We start from the raw sequence: 22678 nt of genomic DNA, 5'->3' as shown, positions 1-22678 counted from the left end.
CGGAGTAAAATATACGAAAGGAAATCGATGATATGAATTTATCAATGAAATGGCTCGGCGACTATGTAAAAGCCGATATGCCTATAAAGGATTTCTGCCATGCCCTCACCATGAGCGGCTCAAAGGTAGAATGCTATGAAAAAGAGGGAAGTAATATCTCCAACGTAGTAGTTGGTAAGATACTCTCTAAAGGTCCTCACGAAAATGCAGACGCTCTGTTCGTTTGTCAGGTAGACATCGGTGCAGATGCTCCTATACAGATAGTTACAAACGCTAAGAACGTCAAGGAGGGCGACCTCGTTCCTGTTGCTCTTGACGGAGCTGTACTCCCCGAGGGCAAGATAAAGAAGTGCAAGATGCGCGGCGTTGAGAGTTTCGGTATGTTCTGCGGACTCGATACTCTCGGTCTCACAGCTCACGACTTCCCTTACGCAGACCCCGAGGGCGTTTTCGTCATCGAGGAGGACTGCAAGCTTGGCGAGGATATCCACACTGCTATCGGTCTGGACGATACTTCCGTTGAGTTCGAGATTACATCGAACCGTCCCGACTGTCTCAGCGTTATCGGTCTTGCAAGAGAGACTGCCGCTACCTACGGCACAGAGTTAAAGGTTAAAGCTCCCGAATTCAAGGGCGTTGACGGTGATATCAACTCAATGCTCAAAGTGGATATCATCAATACAGAAAAGTGTCAGAGATACTGCGCAGGTATCGTTAAGAACGTAAAGATAGGTCCTTCACCTCGCTGGATGAGAGAAAGACTTCGTGCAAGCGGCGTTCGTCCTATCAATAATTTCGTTGATATCACAAACTACGTAATGCTGGAATACGGTCAGCCTATGCACGCTTTCGACCTTCGTTATGTTGAGGGCGCACATATCAATGTCCGCAACGCTAAGAACGGCGAAAAGATAATGACTCTTGACGGCGTTGAGCGCGAGCTCACAGAGGATATGCTGGTCATTGCCGATGAGAAGAAGCCTGTTGCAGTTGCAGGTATCATGGGCGGCGAATACAGCGGTATCATGGACGATACAACTACTGTTGTATTTGAGTCTGCTTACTTCGAGCCTACTCAGGTAAGACGCACATCTAAGGCTCTCCGCCTTAAATCAGATGCTTCCTCACGCTATGAAAAGGGCGTTGACAGACTTATCTCCATGACCTGTTTAAAGCGTGCTTTTGAGCTTGTTGAAGAGCTTGGCGCAGGCGAAGTCCTCAACACTGTAATTGACTGCGACTACACAGACAAGACTCCTGCTACTGTTGATTTCAGCGCTGATTGGATAAACAATTTCCTCGGCACTGATATCTCAGAGGCTGATATGATAAAATACCTCGAAAGACTTGATTTCAAGGTCGAAAACGGAAAGGTCATCGCTCCTTCATTCCGTATAGATATCGGCTGCAAGGCTGACGTTGCAGAGGAAGTTGCACGTATCTACGGTTACAACAACATTCCTTCAACTGATTTCCGCGGCGTTGCAAGAGCTGAATTCACAGAGGAGCAGAAGTTCGCACGTACTCTCAGAAATGCTGCTGTTTCTCTGGGCGGATATGAGATAGCTACCTACTCTTTCGTATCTCCTAAGTATTTCGACAAGATAAAGCTCCCTGCTGACAGCAAGCTCCGCAAGGTCGTAAAGATCGTTAATCCTCTCGGTGAGGACACAAGCGTTATGAGAACATCTACTATTCCTTCAATGCTGGACGTTCTCTCATTCAACTACAACAACCGCAACGACAAGGCTTGCCTCTTTGAGATAGCTAAGGAGTACCTCCCTGCTGAGGTCGAGAAGCCATTTATCAACGGCGATACTCTCGCTAACAACGGCAAGCAGAAGCACAAGTACAACTATTCGCTCCCTGACGAGCCTCAGAGACTTACTATCGGTATGTACGGCGGTGACGCTGACTTCTACACCCTCAAGGGCATGGTAGAACAGCTCCTTGCAGAGCTCAAAATAGATGACGTTGAGTATATCCGCGCAAATGACTGCGATGAATTCGACGAGAAGTACGCTCTCCACCCAGGCAGAAGCGCAGTTATCATAAAGGACGGCAAGTATCTCGGTATCATGGGCGAAGTTCACCCTGATGTACAGGAAACTTACGAGATAGGCGTAAAGACCTACATTGCAAAGCTCAATATCCCAGAGCTTATGGAGGCTGCTGCCGACAAGATAACATATCAGCCGCTGCCTAAGTTCCCTGCAACTACCCGTGACCTCAGTCTCCTTGTTGACGAGGATATGCCTGTTGCAGAGCTTGAAAAGGCTATCAAGGGCGCAGTTGGCAAGATACTCGAAAAAGTAACTCTCTTCGATGTATACCGCAGTGACGATATGAAGAAGAACGGCAAGAAGAGTATCGCTTACTCTATCTCCATGCGTTCACATGAGGGTACACTCACCGACGAGCAGGCTGACGGTGCTATGAAGCGCGTTCTGAAGGCTCTCAATGCTATCGGAGCAGAGCTTCGCGGCTGAGAATATCAGCTCAGGGACGGGCATTGATCGTCCGCATAACAAATAAAAAAAGCAGGGGCGCACAAAAGTCTGCGCTAATATAGAAGTTTTAGAGCTATAATAAAAGACCTATACAGTGGGCTATAACAATCAAACAGGAAGATACTTCATTTAGAGGTATCTTTCTGTTTTTTTATTATTTTCCAAAACCCCCTTGACAAACTGTAACGTACCTGCTATAATTGTATACATAGAGGTTATACAATTTAGACTTTAACGGTAGTTGCAAATGCTGTGAGAGCCTTGACCCCGAAGGAGTGTACACGAATTATGAATATCAACATCAGCAACGCATCGGGTGAGCCGATCTATTTGCAGATCGCAAACCAGATCAAAACGCTGATACTGGAGGGAAAGCTGAAAGAGGGCGAAGCTCTGCCCTCTATGCGCATTCTGGCAACAGAACTCCGTATCAGCTTCATGACAACGAAGCGTGCCTATGAGGAGCTTGAACGTGACGGCTTTATTGAAAGCTACACGGGTAAAGGCTCATTCGTCAAGGCGCAGAATCTGGAGCTTTACCGGGAGGAGCAGATCAAGCGTATAGAATCCCTGCTCATGGAGGCAGGCGATACGGCGCGCAAGGCAGGCGTCTCAATGGAGGAGCTTCACGAATTGCTCGACCTTGTAAACGGAGGGGAATAACATGAACGATTACGAAAATGCCATTGAAATCAAGGGCGTTACCAAGAAATATGACGGCTTTACGCTGGATAATATAAGCTTTGATGTGCCGAAGGGCTGTATCATGGGCTTTATCGGGCAAAATGGTGCAGGAAAGACCACAACGATCCGCAGTCTGCTGCATATCACGGATATTGACAGTGGTGAGATACGTCTGCTCGGTCTTGACCATATAAAGGACGAAACTGCGATAAAGAAGCGCATCGCCGTGGTATTTGACGAGCTGCCGTTCCATGATGTGTTCAACGCAAAGGATATGGCAAAGATATTTGAGGGTATGTATCCAGAATGGGACAACTCTGCCTATATGAAGTACATCGAGCGTTTTCAGCTTCCGATGAAAAAGAAGATCGGGCAGTTTTCAAAGGGTATGAAGATGAAATTGCAGATAGCCTGCGCACTTTCCCACAATGCCGAGCTTCTCGTCATGGATGAAGCAACAACAGGTCTTGACCCAGTTGTTCGTGACGAGATACTGCATATTTTCATGGAATATCTGCAAAACGGCGAGCGCTCAATACTCATGTCCTCGCACATCACCTCTGACCTTGAAAAGATAGCGGATATGGTGACATTCATCGACAAGGGAAAGATCTTGCTGACGGGCTACAAGGATGAAATTATCGAGAAGCACGGTATCCTCAAATGCGACAAAGACAAGATACAAGAGATCGACGCTGAGGATATTGTCAGCGTTCGCACAAACAATTTCGGTGCAGAGGTCATGGTAAATGACCGTGAAAATGCCTCCTACAAATACAGCGACTGCGTGATAGACCCTGCAAGCCTTGACGATATCATGCTCTACTATGTACACCGTGACACAAAGGAGTGGTCATAATGAAACTTTACAGATCGCTTATATATCGTGAATTGAAGCTGACTCGTAAGCGCTGCATCCTTATGCTGATACTGTTTCTTCTGCTGTCGCTGCTGATGCTGCTTCCAATAATGATTGGTGGACTATCAGGGGATTCAGAAATGGAAGAGGATCTGCTTAGTATAGTATGGCTTGCTTCTGGTATTGTCGCACTGACAGGCGGGTTCTTGGCAGGCACAAACAACGGCTTACAGAAAGCGGATATAAATTCAGGGTGGAAGCGATATTCCTTTATCCTCCCACCGACTGCGAAACAGCAGGCATTGTCCGATCTGCTGACAAAGCTATGCTATATCCTGTTCTTCGGACTGTTATCAGCAGCTTTTTTAATGGTATGCAACATCGTATCGGGTATCAACACTACATTAGAGGGAATTGATCCTATCTGCCGGATGCTGAATATTTATCTTGGAGCTGTCTGTGCGGTGATGCTTGTCGATATTGCATACAGCTATATCATGATGTTTGCAAACGATAAAAAACAGTTGAAGCTGATAAGCTTACTTGCTTTTGTAGGCGCGGGAGCTGTGTTTAAAGTTTTTGGCTTGTTTCCCGGTATGAATAAAACTGAAAAGCCTGCTGAGGACGGTCCTATGATCTCGGAAGAAGCGGTCAACAAATTTGAAACTTTTTTGAGTTCTGGGAAAACATCACTTTGCATATTAGCCGTTTTTGTTGTATTATGTGTATTATTCTTCCTTGCGATGTGGAGGTCGCATGAAAGGAGAGAGTCGTAATGACGGGACTTGTTTACAAGGAATGGAAGCAGAACCGCTGGTTTATTCTCTCTATGATACTTTGCGGCTTTGCTCCGCTGCTTGTGCTGCTGCTTTTGCGCGGAGAGATACCGAATGCAGATCATACCGCACTGCGTATCGGCGGATTGATCGCAGGCTTTCTTGCAGCAGGTGCTTTGCAGATGCTAGTACTGCGAGGTGATGACCGCAAACTGTGGGGGTACTGGATCACTGCCTCGGCTGACGGCTACAAGGGATTTCTCCGTGTGAAATATGAGATGATCTTCGGGATGATCGTACTGTTTCTGTTTTCATTGCAATTCGTGGATATGGGCTATTGTGCGGTCGCCGCTGACATGGAAAAGACCGATGCCGGCTCGATCAACGATATAGCATTTCTGCTCGGTTTTATGCAGATACTCTTTCGTGCGATAGACATTCCGTTCACTTATCGTTTCGGCAGTAAAAAAGGCAGCTTCATCAAACTGATCTGTATGGTCATTCTTGCCATACTGATCTGTGCTGTACTCGTTCTGAATGTTGACAACATGGACAGGATAACGGAAATGGTGAGAAAAGTATTCAATGAGAATAACAGCTCGCTGATACTATCGGTCGGTTTGGTCGTATGCCTTGCGCTGTATTATCTTTCTTACCGTATCACTTGCAGGTTGTATCTGAAAGGAGTGGAGCAGTATGACGGCTAAAAAAGAAAATGCCCAAAGGCTTGGCATTTACCTGCTGATCGTTTCCCTGTTCGTATTGCTTTTCTTCGTTTACAGAAAGCTGATGAACGAATCGAACACGGTATTTTTCATCATATATTATCTGCTATTCTCATTCTCACCTGCGATTGCAAGCCTTATCACAAGAGCCGTCACCAAAGAGGGATTCCGTGATATGAAGCTGCACCTGAAACTCGAAAAAAATATCAAATGGTATCTGCTGGCGTTCGGACTTCCGCTGATATTCTTTTCAGCAAGGATACTGCTACCCATTATCGTAAGCGGACACAGCGAATGGTTCGATAGATTCACGTTTCAGAATGTGCTGGCAAGTGTATTCATGCTTGCGGCATTATCGACTGTGCAGTCGATCGGTCTGCTTGGTGAGGAGCTTGGCTGGCGTGGATATATGAATCAGAAAATGGAGCCGCTGTTTGGTACGGTCGGCACTTGTCTGCTTGGTGGTATCTTGTGGAGCTTATGGCATCTGCCAATGGATCTGGCAGGCTGGCTTGACGGTGAAGGCTCACTTTCTGATTCGTTGATGATGTGCGGCGGAAGAATGCTCCTGCTGACGAGCTTTGGTACATTCCTGATGTGGCTGACGAAAAAGACTGACAGCGTATTTCCTGCGGTGGTGGCACATTTCATGTTCAATCAGAGTCAAGGGGCTTTGGGCGGATTTCTCTCGCAGGGCAATATTCCCGAAAACGTTGATCTTGGAATGATTGCAAGTGTGTTTGAGTATGTACCGATGGTAATACTGGCGGGGATATTTACAGGCTTGCTGCTTCGTGAAAAGAAGAACGCTCCAAAAACTGCATAATCATAACCACCACTGAAGTGGTGGTTTGCACAGCCCCTAAAAGGGGCGAATACAGGCTCACCCACTAAAGAGGGCACTGAAGGTTTGACATTGCATTACTATCTCGAGCAGCCGCTTCAAGCGGCTGTTTCTTTTTGCTTACTTATTCTTACTACGCGTAAACGGGTCAATGTACTCCTTGAATGTTAGCTGATCTGCCATGCAATCTTCTTCTGTTTGATCCTTTATGTATTCTCGTATACGCCCTACTGTATCCACATAATATCCTCTGCACCAGAAATGTCGGCTTCCATATTTATACTTCAAATTTGCGTGTCTGTCGAATATCATTAGTGTACTTTTCCCCTTGAGATATCCCATGAATTGTGCTATACTTAAATACGGCGGAATGCTTACCAGCATATGTATATGATCTGTCATTGCTGTTGCCTCTATTATTTCTACTCCTTTTTGTTCGCACAGCTTTCTGAGTATCTGCCCTATATCTGCCTTCAACTGTCCATATATAGCTTTTCTTCTGTATTTCGGCGCAAACACTATGTGATACTGACATCTGTATGTGGAGTCGGTTGTATGCTTTATTTCATTTTTCATTGTTAATAACCTCCTTGTATCTCAGATAGTAATACGGTCGCCAAACCTTTACTATTCTACCATACTTGGAGGTTATTTTTAAGCTTTTGCTAAAGCATTTTTATTCCCCCAGTAGAACTGGGGGTTTAGTTACGCTAAAGCGCCAAAGAGAAAGGCTGCGTAACCGCTTGGTTACGCAACCTTATCTTAAAATCTCAAATACTTCTTTACCGGCGCACTTCTAATTGTGCGCCCCTTAAATTATGGATCATGCTTTTATCATGCAAGTGTATCTACTGTAAGATCAAGTCCCTGCAAAGCTGCTTCGTTGCCGAAAACGCAGATATTTCCGCAGTTTCTCAGCTTTTCTGCTGCTTCTGCAAGCTGCTTTGGAGTGACCTTCAGCATATTCTTCTTTATATCCTTGCGCTCTTCATAGCTTATGCCTCTGAACCAGAAGCCGTCAGCCTTGATGCTCTTGTTTCCGTCGGAGTAAAGCGGTTCGTCCTTAGCAATTGAGCTTATGATATACTGTGTGATATCGGGATCGTTACTGCAATACTCATCTGTAAAATCAGCAGCCTTGCGGAAGGTCTCAATAGTTGACTTTGGTGACGGATCTCTGTAGGAATAGAATGCTTGCTCACGGGCAGGCGTCATCATAGCACCTGTACCGTATGCGCCGCCCTTTACTCTTACCTCATTCCAGAGATATTCAAGTGAAAGTGCGCGGAAAAGCACATTGCGTACAGCAGTATCAGCCGAATTATCAGGGAATGCCATAGCAGTATAGGATATGCCTGACGGAATAATAACGCCCTGTCTTTCGGGGATATCAAGAGTGAAGCTCATTTCCTCGCAAGCTGATGCAGTGCCAACAGGAAGTGCGCTGATAAGCGGTTCAATAGAAACATCGCCGCCGTCGGTAATACTTGCTGTAAGACGTGCCGAGCATACTACGCGCTTGCTGAGAGACTTTATGTAATCAATAAGCTTTTCGGGAGCATTGAGTGCAGAATGCAGACGCTTGTAGCCCTCATAGCCGGAAACCAGCTCAGTTACAGCTGATTCCGCTGAAAGTGACGCTCTTACGCGGTTCATTGAATATGAATGACCGTTTGACATTATATGATGCTTGAAGTCATCGTCAGCCTGCTTCAGGAGTTCGCATATTGCGGCATTATCGTTAAACTGAGTATCCGTGATTATCTCGCTGATGAGTGAAAGTGCTTCGGCAGTATTCTTTTCGAGGAAGCGAGCCTTAATAGAAAGGAAGGGCTTGCACTTGTCCTTGACTCCCTTAGCCGAGAATACGTTTACATTATAGGATATGCTTCCCAGGAGTCCTGTAACTCTGCGCTGTATTTCCGCAGCCGAGCTCTTTGAAGTCGGGAGAGAGCCGTAAAGCTCAGATATTGCAGCCGCAGCCGAAAGCTCCTGCTCTGTGCAGTCAGCAAGTGAGAAGTAAAGATTTACAGCTGCTATTCCCTTATCAGAAGCAGGGTGACGCAGAACTGTCACACCATTGCAGTTTGCCTCATGTGTTTCAAAAGCAAGAGGATCTTCGCTAACCTCGGACAGCGCAAGATGAGGCATAGTAGCCAGCTGCTCTGGAGTATCCACGGATTTCTGCCATTCGTCAAGCTTTTTGTTCTGTTCGATGATAACATCTATCTCCTCGCAGGCAAGACTGCTCATTACATCTGCAAGACGCTTTTCCTCGGCAGCCTTCTGCTCTTCGCCGTAAGTACGTGACGGAAGCATATAAACCTCAGCCATACCGCTGTCTTCAAGGAACCATTCGTGAAGGAGCTTTTCAAAATAATCGGTATCGAGCTTGCTTCTGAGCGAATCGTAGACCTCGCCAAGTTCAAGATAGCACAGCGGGTCGCCGCCGTAGAGCCATGCCGAAAGAGCATCGGTGTTGCGTGTAAGACCTCTCGGCTCCTTACCTGCACGGAACTTGAATTCAAGACGGTTTATAGCAGCTCTGAGAAGTTCGCGGTCAATACCGTCATTGCAGAGCTTAGCGGCTGTATTTCTTACAGTTTCCTTCAGCTTAGCACAGCTTTCCTCATCAGTATTGCTTATGCAGAGGAAACCGAATGGCTGGAGCACACCGTCGCTGACTTCAAGAGAAGCATCGAGGCAGAGTCCTGTGTCAAGGATAGCTCTTTTCAAAGGTGCGTCATTTGAGCCTGTAAGAGCTTCTGCGAGTATGGAAGCCGCTGTCACCTTTTCGCGCTCCTCCCAGCTGCCGAGGACCTTGCCTGTTACGAGATAGGTATGGTTCTTGTCGTCCTCGTCCTGAGAGATCTCGTAATAGCACTTTTTTACAGTAGGAGCGATAGTTTTCTGAAAAGGTATAGATGTATCTGTATCGCGCTTGTCAAATCTGCTGAGGTATTCGCCGTCGATAAGCTCCAGTACAGGGTCTATATCTATAGGGCCGTCAAGGAATATATATGAATTTGAGGGGTGATAATAGGTCTTATGTCCCTCAATGAACTGTTCGTATGTAAGATCAGTGATATGCTCTGGGAGTCCGCCAGACTCAAAACGATAGCAGGTATCGGGGAAGAGCACGTTCATGAGCTCGGTCTCGATACGGCTGTAAATAGAGGACATAGCGCCCTTCATCTCATTGAATACAACACCCTTGTATACAGGCTTGTCGGACTTACTGCGCATTTCGATATGCCAGCCCTCCTGATAGAAGATATTTGGGTTGTAGTATATAGCAGGGTCAAAAACTGCATCAAGGTAGACCTTGGTAAGGTTCATAAAGTCTGTATCATTTCTGCTTGATACAGGGAAAACGGTCTTATCAGGATAGGTCATTGCGTTGAGGAAGGTATTCATAGTACCCTTCATAAGCTCAAGGAAAGGCTCCTTTACGGGATACTTCTTAGAACCGCCGAGGACCGAGTGTTCGAGGATATGGAATATGCCTGTATCGTCCTTAGGCGGAGTTCTGAAAGCAACGGAGAAAAGTTTGTTTTCACCGTCATTTTTGAGCCATATGAGTCTTGCGCCCGTTTTGTCGTGCTTCATTTCTATAAGCTCTGAACCGCTGTTTGGTGCGGGAGTCATTCTTGTTACTGTAAAGCCGTGGATATTATCATTTATTTGCATTATTTGCCTCCTAATGTAGTTTATGGTATGACTGATACCAGCGTTACTTAGTATATACTAATTATATCATTTTTTGTAGATTTATGCAAGAATATTCACTCGTTAAATTGCCGCGTTCACTCCTTCATAGCAAGCAAACAGATATTTCACGCCTGTTTTTGGCTTATTCTCAGGTTCCACTGTTTAAAAATCGCGGTCATAGTTTATATACTTGATATTATTAAATGAAAAGAACCTAACACAAAATTGTGTCAGGTTCTTTTTATACTATGTTATTGTGTTCAAACTAAAAACTAAATCAAAGGAGTGTTATACCGTTCTGTGCGCACTTCTCTATCATCTCGTCAGACCAGATAGAGGACTGTACCTCGCCGATATGTGCCTTTTCAAGAAGAAGCATACAGAGTCTTGACTGACCGATACCGCCGCCGATAGTGAGCGGAAGTGTACCGTCGGCTATCATCTGGTGATACTTATACTGCATTCTGTCCTCTGCTCCGCACTCTGCAAGCTGCTTTTTGAGCGACTCTGCGTCAACACGGATACCCATTGAGGATATTTCCAGAGAATCATCGAGTGTCTCGTCCCAGAAGAGGATATCTCCGTTAAGTGACCAGTCATCATAGTCGGGAGCTCTTCCGTCGTGCTTCTCACCGCTTGCAAGCTTTCCGCCGATACCCATAAGGAATACTGTACCGTGCTCCTTAGTGATAAGGCGCTCACGCTCGTGACCTGTCTTGTCAGGATATCTGTCCTCAAGCTCCTGAGTTGTTATAAAGTAAGGCTCCTCGCAGATCTTGCCTGCTATCTGCGGATAGCGGAGACTTACCTTGCGCTTTGTATAAGCAATTGCCTTTACTACAGACTTTACTGTATCTTTAAGGAACTGGATATTTCTCTGTTCCTTTGTGATGACCTTTTCCCAGTCCCACTGGTCAACGAAAATGGAATGGGTGTTGTCTGTATCATCATCACGGCGGATAGCGTTCATATCCGTATAGATGCCCTCACCTGCATTGTAGCCGTAACGGTAAAGAGCCATTCTCTTCCACTTTGCAAGTGACTGTACAACCTCAGCTTCTGCGGCTATTTCCTTTATATCGAAATCTACCTTGCGCTCTACGCCGTTGAGGTCGTCATTTATACCGCTGCCCTTTTTAACGATAAGGGGAGCAGATACTCTGTCCAGTGTAAGTGCAAATGATAAAGCCTGCTGAAAAACGTCCTTGATATATTTGATTGCGTGCTGAGTTTCTCTCAGCGTAAGGGCTGACTTGTAGCCCTCCGGGATATACAGCGATCTTGACATGATAATCACTTTCCTTTACTTGATATTTTTTACAGAAAACAGCTCCATTGATGCTTTCTGTGCTGTACATTGATAATTATTATTGGTTTGCGTACTCGACGTAAGTATTATCGTATTTCAAACGTCTACCCTCGGCATATTTTTCTGCATATGAACCCACAGGAGCATGGATCGTGCAACCTTCTGACGATACAAATGAAGGAAATTCGATCTTTGTTAAGCTTTCAGGAAGATTTGCATCTTTAAGAGACTCACAAACTGTAAAAGCTGTAACTCCAATAGTTTCGAGCCCTTCATCTATCTGAACAAATTTCAGATTCGGACAAGAAAAAAACGTACTGTCTTCTATGCTCTTTACAGATGACGGTATATAAACAGCTTCTATAACATCATTGCTCCAGAATGCATGAAAAACTATCTTTTCAACTCCGTCAGGGATAATGACCTTCGGCTCTGTACCAACATAATCGTATAATATACCGTCCTCAATTATAAAGCCGTTATCATCGGGCTTTATAGAGGCTCTTTTTTCAAGGATCATATCCTCTATTCCAACAGCCGATTTTTCTTCTTCGATAAATTTTTCATAGTCTAAAGCTTCTGTGGTCTCAGTCTGTTTTTCTGTGGATTTCGTTGTTTCTGCAACAGACTTTTCTTCACTCTTTTTCTCACGCTTTTCTCCTATAAGTCCGCATGATGAAACTGTCACAGCCAATGATAATGCCAATGCTGAAAATAATGCCTTTTTCATGTGTTTTTAACCCCTATATCAATGAATCATATTATTATCTTATTGAACCGACTGTTCTTGGGAAGAGTATTACGTCGCGGATATTAGCCATACCTGTTGTGTACATGATAAGTCTCTCGAAGCCCAGACCGAAGCCGCCGTGAGGTACGCTGCCGAACTTTCTGAGGTCGAGGTAATCGCTGTAGAGATCGAGGTTCATCTTTCTCTCGTTCATAGCAGCGATAAGCTTCTCATAATCAGCCTCTCTCTCACTGCCGCCGATAATCTCACCAACACCGGGAACAAGCAGGTCAACTGCTGCAACTGTCTTGCCGTCTGGATTCTGCTTCATGTAGAATGACTTTATATCCTTAGGATAGTCTGTAACGAATACAGCCTTCTTGAATACCTTCTCTGAGAGGTATCTCTCGTGCTCTGTCTGGAGGTCGCAGCCCCACTCTACAGGGTAAACGAAGTTCTCGCCTGACTTCTTGAGGAGGTCGATAGCCTCTGTGTATGTTACTCTTGCGAAATCGTGGGAGATAAGCTCTTCAAGGCGTTCAATGAGTCCCTTTTCAAAGTGAGCGTCAAAGAACTTCATATCATCAGGACAAGTGTCGAGAAGCTTGCGAATAACGTATTTCAGCATATTCTCAGCTATCTCGATAACGTCATCGAGCTCTGCGAAGGCTACCTCAGGCTCAACGTGCCAGAATTCAGCAAGGTGCTTAGGTGTATTGGAGTTTTCTGCTCTGAATGAAGGTCCGAAGGTGTATATCTTACCCATAGCCATTGCAGCCATTTCGCCTTCAAGCTGACCTGATACGGAAAGACCTGCTCTCTTGCCGAAGAAGTCGTTAGCGTAGTACTCTTCCTCGCTCTTGTAGTCCTTGCTGTAGCCGATAGTTGTTACCTGGAACATCTCGCCTGCGCCCTCACAGTCGCTGCCTGTGATAAGAGGAGTATTTACATAAACATAGTTGTTCTTCTGGAAGTATTCGTGTATAGCGGAAGCAAGCACCGAACGCACTCTCCATACAGCGTTGAATGTATTCGTTCTGCCTCTGAGATGAGGGATAGTACGGAGAAATTCAAGTGTATGTCCCTTCTTCTGGAGAGGATAATCTGTAGGTGCATCGCCAAGCACTGTGATACCGTCAGGAACTGCGTTTATCTCAACTGTATCGTTTCTGCCCTCTACGGCTGTACCTGTTACCTTTACGGACATACCGACTCTTGGCTCCTTGTAGTCGCTTTCGCCCTTGTCAACTACGACCTGTACGTTTTTAAGCGAAGTACCGTCGTTCACCTCAATAAATGCTACGCTCTTTGAGTTGCGTGATGTACGTACCCAGCCGCATACTGTTACCTGCTTGCCCACATAATCCTTTGTGGTGATTATCTCCTTGACATCAATGTGCTTCATAATGATCTTTTCCTTTCAGTATATAATGTATATACAGGACGAGCAGGAATACAAAAAGCCCCGTCCTGAAACTACAGGACGGGGCATATTACCCGTGGTGCCACCTGAATTACCGCAAAAGCGATCACTTTTGAGCCGCTGTAACGTGCGGAATACGTCGCCCCTACTCGAAATACCGTTTGATCGCCGAGCCATTTACACGCTGCTCTAAAGGCACATAATATCCCTAAAACACGCACTGCCCGTCTTTAACCGGCACCCTTTCGGTTTGCTGCTCGGGAGTGTTATTCACACAGACTCTGATATGCGGCTCTCACCACGCCCGCACTCTCTGGAAACGAACTTCTATGCTACTTCTCTCCGTCGTTGCATTTGATTTGTTTGTATTATATCACTTTTATTTTGTCTTGTCAAGAGAAAAGGCAAGAAAAAAATTCATATTTTTCACAATTTTATCAAGCCTTATGCCAAAACCACCACATTCAGGCACTTTTTTACACAAAGCTTTCCTTCCGATTTCACTTTACAATACGACAATTTACAAAAAGGAAGTGTATATTATAATCATAGAAACAAGCACACTCCACATAAAACGAAAGGGTGCGTAGATATGATGAAAAACTCATTGAGAAGAACATTGGCTGAAATGGCTGCCGTTACACTGGCTATATGCTCATTAACAGCCTGCGGCGATAATAATACAACAAGCTCATCAATGAGCAACAAGAATTCAATACATATAACTCCCGAGGCTGAGGATATGAGCCTGAAAAGCTTGGACGATGAAAAAAGCTCCGACAAGACTGAAGCCTCTACATCAAGCAGTGTTATAGATACCACTGATATGTTCTCAAAGCGTGACCTCGAACAGTCCCCTGACCTGACAGACGCAGTATCACTGGAAGTATCCGACGGAAAAACGCTTACTGTTACCGAAGCAGGCGTTTACGTTATCAGCGGAAAGGCAAAGAACTGCACCATAAAAATAGAAGCTGACAAGGAAGCAAAGGTACAATTGGTACTTGACGATGTTGATATCGAAAACGATGATTTTCCTGCAATATATGCAGTCTCCGCAGACAAGGTATTCATTACCTCTGCCGACGGCAGTGCAAACAGTCTCTCTGTAAACGGCAGCTTTACCGCTGACGGAGATACAAATACCGATGCTGTTATCTACTCTAAAGATGACCTTGTACTTAACGGCACAGGAAGTCTGACTGTAAATTCAGCATACGGCAACGGTATTTCCGCTAAGGACGACCTAAAAATAACAGACGGAAGCTATACGGTAATAACTGCTAAGGACGCATTTGAAGCAAACGACTCAATTGCTGTATGCGGCGGTGACTTTACCATAAAGACCGATAAGGACGGTTTCCATGCAGAAAATGACGAAGACAGCTCTCTCGGCTATATCTACATTGCAGGCGGAAGCTTCGGTATCACAGCAGCAAGTGACGGTATACAGGGCACTACCTACGTTCAGATCGACGGCGGCACCTTTGATATAACTTCATCTGAGGGCATAGAAGCCACATATGTACAGATAAACGGCGGCGATATCACCATATCCGCTTCCGATGACGGCATCAACGCTTCACGCAAAAGCGATCAGTGCGATGTTGTTGTCGAATTCAACGGCGGCAATACCACTATAACTATGGGACAGGGCGACACAGACGGCGTTGACGCAAACGGCAGTATCTACGTAAACGGCGGTACTATCAATGTTACCGCACAGATGTCCTCCTTTGACTATGACGTTAAAGCCGAGTTCAACGGCGGTACTATAATCATAAACGGCGAAGAGGTTTCCGAGATACCTGAGTCTATGTTCGGCGAACCTATGGGCGGTCACGGCGGAATGGGCGGCTTCGGCGGCGGACGCGGAAACGGCTCTGAAGGCTTTGGTACTCCTCCCGACGGCTTTACTCCTCCCGACGGTCAGTCAGGAAACGGATTCGGCGGTCATCGCGGTAACAGAGGAAACTTTGACAAGCAGTCATAAAAGTTTCCGCACACTTCAAGATAAGCTTCCCTCCTTTCATAAAATATAGTAAAAAAGTGAAGTCCGAAAGCATGATAACTGCTTTCGGACTTGCTTTTTATCTGAATGGAATAATATCTTTTTAAATGAACAGGGTGCTGAAACCGTGTTCACGAGCATAACGCTCTGCTTTTTTGCGGTTTATCTGTTTGAGTATCCTTATGGTCTGCTTGTGCCCCTTTCGTATCTCGTCGATCGGGATAGCTTCGTTCTCAAACTCGATTATATTGATATTGTAAAGGCTCTCGCAGCCGCTGAACGCGTCCTCCTTGATATCCTTCGTGTTCATGCTTATCTTCAGATCCATAAGGTTCTGACAGCCGTAAAAAGCCCAGTTTCCGATAGATTTTACCGTGCTTGGGATATCAACGGCGGTAAGTGAACGGCACCATGAAAATGCACTTTCACCGATAGTCGAAACAGAATTTGAAATAACTATCTTTTTAAGGCTGTAGCACTCTGAGAACGCCGCATTGCCTATAGCTTCGACAGAACCCGATATAACTATTCTTCTCAGCTTCTTGCAGGAGAAGAACATAAGGTCGCTGATACGCTGCAAATACGCAGGGAGCACTACGCTCTCAACACTGTTGCATCTTCCGAATGCACCCTTGCCCACCTTTTTTACAGACTCGGGAAGATTTATCTCCTTGAGTCTCAGGCATTTAAGGAATGCATTTTCGCCGATAGATTCGAGATTTTTCGAGAAAACTATCTCTTCAAGGTTGAAGCAGTGGCAGAATGCGAACTTTTCAACAATATGCACACTGTCCGACATAACTATCTTCTTTACGGTCTCGTTGCCGCGGAAGGCATACTTCCCTACTACCTTTACCTTCTCAGGGATTACGATAGATTCGGTAGTACCTACGTATTTTACAAGAGTACCGTTTTTGTCGATAGCCATGTTGTTTTCATCGTCTATCTCGATATTTTCATCATTTATAAGGTCGCCGTACTTGTCATAGTCATCGGAAGTCTCCGACTTCTTTTCCTCTGCCTTGATTTCGGGCTTTGGCGCAAGTGAGCTCTTTATCTCGGGCTTCTCAGGAGCCTTAACGTCCTCAGACTTCTTCTCCTCTGCCTTGGTTTCGGGCTTCGGCGCAAGAGAGCTCTTTATTTCGGGCTTCTCAGGAGCCTTAACGTCCGCAGGCTTCTTCTCCTCTGCCTTAACTTCGGGCTTTGGTGCAAGGGAGCTCTTTATTTCGGGTTTCTCAGGAGGTTTGATGTCAGCAGGCTTCTTTTCCTCTGCCTTGATTTCAGGCTTTGGCGCAAGAGAGCTCTTTATTTCGGGCTTCTCGGGAGCCTTAACGTCCGCAGACTTCTTCTCCTCAGCCTTAGCATCTGACTTAGGAGCAAACGGACTCTTTTCCTCTGGCTTCTTTGGTTCATCGTGCTTTTTGTTCTTGGGAGCAAAAAGACTGTTGTCAATGCCTTTTTCATGCTTTATATCAAGCATTTTATCGAGCTTTACAGGCTCAGGCGTTGTATCAACTTTTTTCTTGCCGCCTATGAATTCATCTCTTACGGAATCCTTGAACTTCTGCTTTTCGGAGTCCGGGATAGAATCCATTATCTTCTTCGCAAGCTCATTGCCGTCATCAGTGCTGACTGCCTTTTCCTTCTTCTTGTCCTTTGATTTTATGTCATTTTGCTTGGGTTCAGCCTTTGGTGCAGGCTTAGTCTCAGCAGGCTTGCTTTCAGCCTTTGGGGCTGGATTAGTCTCAGCTGGCTTGGTTTCAGCCTTTGGTGCAGGCTTAGTCTCAGCTGGCTTGCTTTCAGCCTTTGGTGCTGGCTTAGTCTCAGCAGGCTTGTTTTCAACCTTTGGTGCAGGCTTAGTCTCAGCAGGCTTGTTTTCAGCCTTTTGTACAGGCTTAGTCTCAACAGGCTTGTTTTCAGCCTTTGGTGCAGGCTTAGTCTCAGCAGGCTTGTTTTCAGCCTTTGGTGCAGGCTTAGTCTCAGCAGGCTTGTTTTCAGCCTTTGGCTCAGGCTTAATCTCGGCAGGCTTGATTTCAGCCTTTGGTGCTGGCTTAGTCTCGGCAGGCTTGTTTTCAGCCTTTGGTGCTGGCTTTGTCTCAGCAGGCTTATTTTCAACCTTTGGTGCAGGCTTAGTCTCGGCAGGCTTGCTTTCAGCCTTTGGTGCTGGCTTAGTCTCAGCAGGCTTATGTGCCTTGTCAATATACTGAGATGCCTTTACTGCCCTTACCTTAACCTTAACAACTTTGCCTTTGCTCTGCCCTTTTTCTGCGCAGACAGGACAAGTTTTATATTTATCAGCATCATAAAGATGCTTCTCAGGACATCTTGTCATTTTCATTCTGTTATCACTCCATCGGGATTTTCTCTGGATATGTAATTATTACAATAAAGAATAATTCAACTATAATTATAGCATTTCATTGACTAAAAATCAATAAACGAGTTCGTCGCATAGTAAAATTTGTGAAAAATAACAGTACAGGACCACAATACAGCCCTGAAATATCGGATTTTCCGCTTATTGGAAGATATGTATTTAGACAAAGTGCACAAAGCAAAATTTACACTATCAGCTCGGCACGGCTGCCGCCGTCCCTGTCCTTATGTACCACTATCTGCTTGTCAATACGCTGTTTCAACGCCTGAACGTGGGAGATTATCCCCACAAGTCTGTTGCCCTCGGAAAGGCTGTTAAGCGCACGCATCGCCTGTTCTATGGAATTTTCGTCAAGAGAACCAAAGCCCTCGTCAACAAACATGGTGTCAAGCCTTATGCCCCCTGCCGAACACTGAATCTCGTCGGAAAGACCAAGTGCAAGTGAAAGAGAAGCCTTGAAGGACTCTCCGCCCGACAGTGTCTTTACGCTTCTTTTCGAGCCGTTATAATGATCGACAACATCAAGATCAAGACCCACCTGCGCCCGTTTATCCTCGTATTCCGTGCGTCTGACAAGGGTGTACTGCCCTTCGGACATTACCTTCAGCCTTTCGTTTGCGCGGTCGATTATCCTGTCGAAATATGCGGTCTGGATATAGGTCTCAAGCATGAATTTGCTCTGGTCGGAAAGCTTTCCGTTAGCGGTATCCGCGAGATTTTTTATCCATTTATAGCGTTCTTCAAGCTCTGTAAGCTCTGAGGAGCCGCCCTTTATATTTTCAAGCGCAGTCCTGTTCATAGTGAGCTGAGTGTGCAGCTTTCGCAGCTTCTCCGTAAGCCGTGCTCTCTCCTCGGTAAGCCGCGTCCTTTCGGCTATCTCCGCAGCACTGTCCATATCCCCAAGTCCTCCGAGCAGCTCGGTGAGCTGTTTCAGCTTTCCTGCCTCCTCCGAGCACTGCTTCTCGATTCCATTCATAGCCTGCTCTGCCGCTTCACAGGCTATCTTTATCTCATTTATCTTCTTCTGGAGCGAAGCTGCGTACTTTTCTGCGGCTTCTCCGCTTTCAAAGTGCAGTCTTGATCTCAGCTCTGCCATACGCTCTGCAAGCTCACTGAGCCTGCTCTCGGCAGCAGCCTTTGCAGCTGTATACTCGGTTATGCTCTTTGTCTTTTCGGAGATATACTGCTCCACCTTCGGGATATGCTCTTCAAGCTCCTTCCTGTGAGCTGCCTTTTTCTTTTCCTCAGCAAGCTCCGCACTGTTCTGGACAAGCTGCTCGTCAAGCCTGAGCCTTTCCGAGGTTATCATACTGCGGATATCTCCCGTTTTATCGCCGCCTAATATCTCCTCAGCCTTTTTCTCGGCATCGCTGTACTTCTGTTTTGCTTCGCCCTCTATCCGTCCCTTTTTTTCACGGAGCTCAGTCAGCTTCTTATCCGCAGCCGCAACAGCAGTCAATATACCTGCTGCCTGCTTTTCCTTTGAAGCTATATCCTGTGTAAGCTTATCACGCTCGGCAATAAGATTTTCTATTTCCGCAAGCTTCTTTTCAAGCTCGTTTCTTTCTTCTCCGCAGTTTTTCAGCTCATGTCCGCATCGTTCAGCCCACTTGCCGCTTTCACAGTTAAGAGACTCCTTTGCAATGTCTGTGATCTTTCTTTCGAGCTCCTCTGTCTTTATTTTCAGCTCAGAAGCTGCCGAACTGCGCTTTTCCGCATCTGCACGGGCACTTTCCACTTTCCTTTTCAGCTCATCAAGCTCTGCCTCTGAGGGCGCTTTTCCCTGCTTTTGTGCAGGCGCAGGGTGCTCGCAGGAACCGCATACAGGGCATGGCTCGCCGTTTTTAAGTCCTGCTGCAAGAACTCCTGCCTGATCGTCAAGAAAAGCCCTGTAGTTGCGTTCATAGTCCGAAGCGATTATCTCTGCGATATCGGCAGCCTCCTTATAGGCTTCTGCCGCCTTTTTATGATCGTTTCGGCACTTTCTCCATACCTCGATATCCTCGGAAAGCTTTCTGAGCTGCTCCTGACGCTTGATGAGGTTTTCCTCCTCGCGCAGCAGCTTTTCGCGCTGCTCTCCGCATTTTTCAAGCTCGCTCCTGCGCTTTTTTGCTCTTTCGGTATCCTCACTGAGCTTTTCACTGCTTTTCATAAGCCTGTCATGCTCGGCTTGCTCGTCTTTAAGCTCGATTTCTGCTTTTTTAATATCAGCCTTGCATTTTTCGCAGTCCTTTATCATTTCCGAAAGTCTTTCAAGCTCATCTGCACGTTTTTCCAGCTTTTCACGCTCAGAGCCGAGTTCCGCCGTTTTTTCGCCTGTATCTTCAAGCTCTGAAAGCTCCGCTTTGATCTGTGCGAGCTCCTTTTCCGCACCTGCTTTTGAAGCCACTGCATTTATAAGCAGCTCGGAATTTTCATCAATATCCCTTTCCGTATTTGCAGCAAGGCTCTTTTTTTCCGCTATCTTGCTGTATTCGGGTATCTCTGCGTCAACACGGGTAAGCTCCGCGGTCAGCTTTTCAAGCTCGGGCTTGCGCGAGTTTTCTTTTTCAAGCTCCTCTGCAAGAAGCTTGCGGCGGTGCTGCAATTCGCTCAGCATCTGCGAAGTCCTTTCGTGCTCTGCCTTAGCCTTTTCCTTTTCCTCAGCCTTTGCAATACGTGCATTGACCTGTGCAAGCTTTTCGTCAAGCTCCTCGCTCTCGCGGGTGCAGACCTCAGCCCTCGCCCTGTCACGGGCAAGAAGCTTTTCCACTATCTCTGCGATATACTCAACAGGTGGAAGCTCCTCTTTAAGCTTAGCCACCTCATCTGCATACTCGTCCTCCTCACCGCACACTATTCCGCCAACATACTGATTTATGCTTCTGCGGTGGTTATCACAGACGTTTTTCAGTTCACTGCTCTGCTGTTTAAGCGACTCCTGCAATGTCTGATAGTTCTTTGTCTTAAAGATATGACGCAGTATCTCGCGCCTCTGAGCTGTATCCTCGGTTATGAGCTTCATAAAGTCGCCCTGAGCTATCATGGCTATCTGCTTGAACTGCTTTTCTGTAAGCCCGATGACCTCCTTTACAGCTGCATCTACGTCCCTTACTCCTGAAACCGCTTTGCCGTCGGGATAGGTAAATTCAACATTTGCAGGCTCCTGTGCGACTCCTCCGCCTCGCTTTGCACGGCGGGTATACTCGGGATTTCTGCTTACTTTATATATCTTGCCATTGTATTCAAATTCAAGCTCTACGTATGTCGGAGTATCGAGAGATGCATATTTCGACCTGAGCATACTGTCGTCATCTCGGTTATTGCCGCTTGCACTGCCATAAAGTGCATAAGTCACCGCATCAAATATGGTTGTCTTGCCTGCTCCCGTATCTCCTGTTATAAGGTACAGTCCCCTGTCGCCGAGAGCGTTCAGATCAAGAACAGTCTTTCCCGAATACGGACCAAATCCCGATATTTCAAGCCTTATGGGTCTCATTCCTCTCCCTCCCATATTTTTTCTATCAGCGACTGCATTAGTTCGCGCTGCTGCGGACTCATTTCTCTGCCGTTGCTGAATTCGTAAAACTCCTCAAAAAGCTCTATGGGCAGCTTATCCTCAGTCCTTGCCGCCTCCATGCTGCCGTGTTCGCTCCTTGTGCGGCTGTTGTCGTATTCAAGGCTCATAATATGCGGATATACCGTCCTGAGCTTGCCCATAGCCTCAGGGATATCCTCCTCGTCCGTCAGTACTATATGGATATAATCATTCACATCGCCCTCTGCGCTGACTTCCCTTGATATGACTTCATCAAATGCGCCGCGGATAACGCGCAGGTCTCTCCTCGGTGAAAGAGCCGCCGTGCGCACATTCATCTTTCCCTTTTCGCCCATTTCCACTATAGTTACCGACTTCTCCTGATTTGCCTCAGAGAAGGAGTATTTCAGCGGAGTTCCGCAGTAGCGTATGCGCTCGCTTCCCACATTCTGCGGACTGTGTATATGTCCGAGAGCAACATAGTCAAAGCCGTCAAAAGCCGATGACTCCACGTTGTCAAGTCCGCCTACGGACACTTCCTCGGAATCGCTTTTTACAGCTCCTGTAACAAACTGATGTGCAATGATGATATTGCGCCTTGTAAAGTCCACATTCATTGCGTCTACAGCCGCATTTACCGCATCTGTATAGCTTTCTATTACGGTATCCGTGAAATATCTGCGCACAGTCACAGGCTTTATGAAAGGAAGCATATATATTCCGAAGTCGCCGTACTCATCATGCAGGACTGTAGGGACTATCTCCCCATAAAAAACAGGCGACATATGTATGCCGCTTTTCTCCATTATATGCGAACCGAAGGCTATACGCTCCGCCGAATCATGGTTGCCGCTTATAACAAAGATATGACCTGTCCGCTCCGAGACCTTTGTGAGAAATCCGTCAAAAAGGTGTACAGCCTCAGCAGAGGGAACTGATTTGTCATAGATATCCCCTGCGATAATGACGAAATCAGGCTCCTCCTCAGATATTATACTGTATATCTCCTTTAGTATAAAATCCTGATCCTCGATCATGGAAAACTCATTCAGACGTTTTCCGAGATGAAGATCGGATAAATGTATGAATTTCATTTCAAAACCTCCTGTTATACTGCGCTGAAAACACCTATTCACTTTAATTATACAAATTTTATCCCACAGTGTCAACGAAGAAAATGTAAAAAAAATTCCCTGTCCAAG

At 46.0% G+C, this 22678-nt stretch carries 15 protein-coding genes and 1 other annotated feature; of the genes, 7 read left to right on the top strand and 8 right to left on the bottom strand.

What is annotated here, in order from left to right; translation table 11 throughout:
• Positions 1-32: 32 nt before the first annotated feature.
• The 6 genes from pheT (at position 33) to BUB28_RS08590 (ending at position 6380) form a co-directional block, all read left to right on the top strand.
• Positions 33-2489, top strand: a complete 2457-nt coding sequence (gene pheT / locus BUB28_RS08615) for a phenylalanine--tRNA ligase subunit beta (protein ID WP_072950641.1) — start codon at positions 33-35, stop codon at positions 2487-2489.
• Positions 2490-2798: 309 nt separating this feature from the next.
• Positions 2799-3173, top strand: a complete 375-nt coding sequence (locus BUB28_RS08610; RefSeq protein WP_072950639.1) for a GntR family transcriptional regulator — start codon at positions 2799-2801, stop codon at positions 3171-3173.
• 1 nt (position 3174) lies between these two features.
• Entirely contained in the window at positions 3175-4053 is an 879-nt protein-coding gene (locus tag BUB28_RS08605) for an ABC transporter ATP-binding protein (protein ID WP_072950637.1), read from the top strand.
• A 95-nt stretch (positions 4054-4148) separates the two neighbouring features.
• On the top strand, positions 4149-4829 hold the full coding sequence (locus tag BUB28_RS08600; RefSeq protein WP_347497315.1) for an ABC-2 transporter permease: 681 nt from the start codon (positions 4149-4151) through the stop codon (positions 4827-4829).
• Entirely contained in the window at positions 4829-5536 is a 708-nt protein-coding gene (locus BUB28_RS08595; RefSeq protein ID WP_072950633.1) for an ABC-2 transporter permease, read from the top strand. The genes BUB28_RS08600 and BUB28_RS08595 overlap by 1 nt, the downstream gene beginning before the upstream one ends.
• The gene (locus BUB28_RS08590) at positions 5526-6380 is read left to right on the top strand and encodes a CPBP family intramembrane glutamic endopeptidase (RefSeq protein ID WP_072950631.1); all 855 of its coding nucleotides are present in this window, start codon (positions 5526-5528) and stop codon (positions 6378-6380) included. The genes BUB28_RS08595 and BUB28_RS08590 overlap by 11 nt, the downstream gene beginning before the upstream one ends.
• A 138-nt stretch (positions 6381-6518) precedes the next feature.
• Here BUB28_RS08590 and tnpA read toward each other — a convergent pair whose 3' ends face one another.
• From tnpA to asnS, 5 genes are all read right to left on the bottom strand, one after another.
• Entirely contained in the window at positions 6519-6974 is a 456-nt protein-coding gene (tnpA, locus tag BUB28_RS08585) for an IS200/IS605 family transposase (protein ID WP_072950630.1), read from the bottom strand.
• Between the two features lie 258 nt (positions 6975-7232).
• A complete protein-coding gene (locus BUB28_RS08580) occupies positions 7233-10088 on the bottom strand; it encodes an insulinase family protein (protein WP_072950628.1) in 2856 nt (951 codons plus the stop codon).
• 298 nt (positions 10089-10386) lie between these two features.
• A complete protein-coding gene (asnA, locus tag BUB28_RS08575) occupies positions 10387-11397 on the bottom strand; it encodes an aspartate--ammonia ligase (protein ID WP_072950627.1) in 1011 nt (336 codons plus the stop codon).
• Positions 11398-11476: 79 nt separating this feature from the next.
• On the bottom strand, positions 11477-12148 hold the full coding sequence (locus tag BUB28_RS08570; protein ID WP_028518932.1) for a leucine-rich repeat domain-containing protein: 672 nt from the start codon (positions 12146-12148) through the stop codon (positions 11477-11479).
• A gap of 34 nt (positions 12149-12182) precedes the next feature.
• Entirely contained in the window at positions 12183-13553 is a 1371-nt protein-coding gene (gene asnS / locus BUB28_RS08565) for an asparagine--tRNA ligase (RefSeq protein WP_072950625.1), read from the bottom strand.
• Between the two features lie 71 nt (positions 13554-13624).
• Positions 13625-13929 (bottom strand) — a binding site (T-box leader).
• A gap of 234 nt (positions 13930-14163) precedes the next feature.
• Between asnS and BUB28_RS08555 the strand changes: the two genes are divergently transcribed.
• Positions 14164-15564, top strand: a complete 1401-nt coding sequence (locus BUB28_RS08555) for a carbohydrate-binding domain-containing protein (RefSeq protein ID WP_072950622.1) — start codon at positions 14164-14166, stop codon at positions 15562-15564.
• A gap of 121 nt (positions 15565-15685) precedes the next feature.
• Here BUB28_RS08555 and BUB28_RS08550 read toward each other — a convergent pair whose 3' ends face one another.
• The 3 genes from BUB28_RS08550 to BUB28_RS08540 all read right to left on the bottom strand — a co-directional run bounded on the left by BUB28_RS08550 (position 15686) and on the right by BUB28_RS08540 (position 22570).
• Positions 15686-17920: a leucine-rich repeat domain-containing protein gene (locus BUB28_RS08550; RefSeq protein WP_072950621.1), complete on the bottom strand. Its 2235-nt coding sequence runs from the start codon at positions 17918-17920 to the stop codon at positions 15686-15688.
• Between the two features lie 223 nt (positions 17921-18143).
• Positions 18144-21437, bottom strand: coding sequence for an AAA family ATPase (locus tag BUB28_RS08545; protein WP_072950619.1), 3294 nt, complete (start codon positions 21435-21437; stop codon positions 18144-18146).
• Positions 21434-22570: an exonuclease SbcCD subunit D gene (locus tag BUB28_RS08540; RefSeq protein WP_072950617.1), complete on the bottom strand. Its 1137-nt coding sequence runs from the start codon at positions 22568-22570 to the stop codon at positions 21434-21436. Before BUB28_RS08540 ends, BUB28_RS08545 begins: the two co-directional genes overlap by 4 nt.
• Positions 22571-22678: the final 108 nt, after the last annotated feature.

This window comes from Ruminococcus flavefaciens (assembly GCF_900143025.1).
Lineage (GTDB): Bacteria > Bacillota > Clostridia > Oscillospirales > Ruminococcaceae > Ruminococcus > Ruminococcus flavefaciens_I.
Note: the sequence above shows the minus strand (reverse complement) of the source record. Positions and strands in the feature narration are given on the sequence as shown.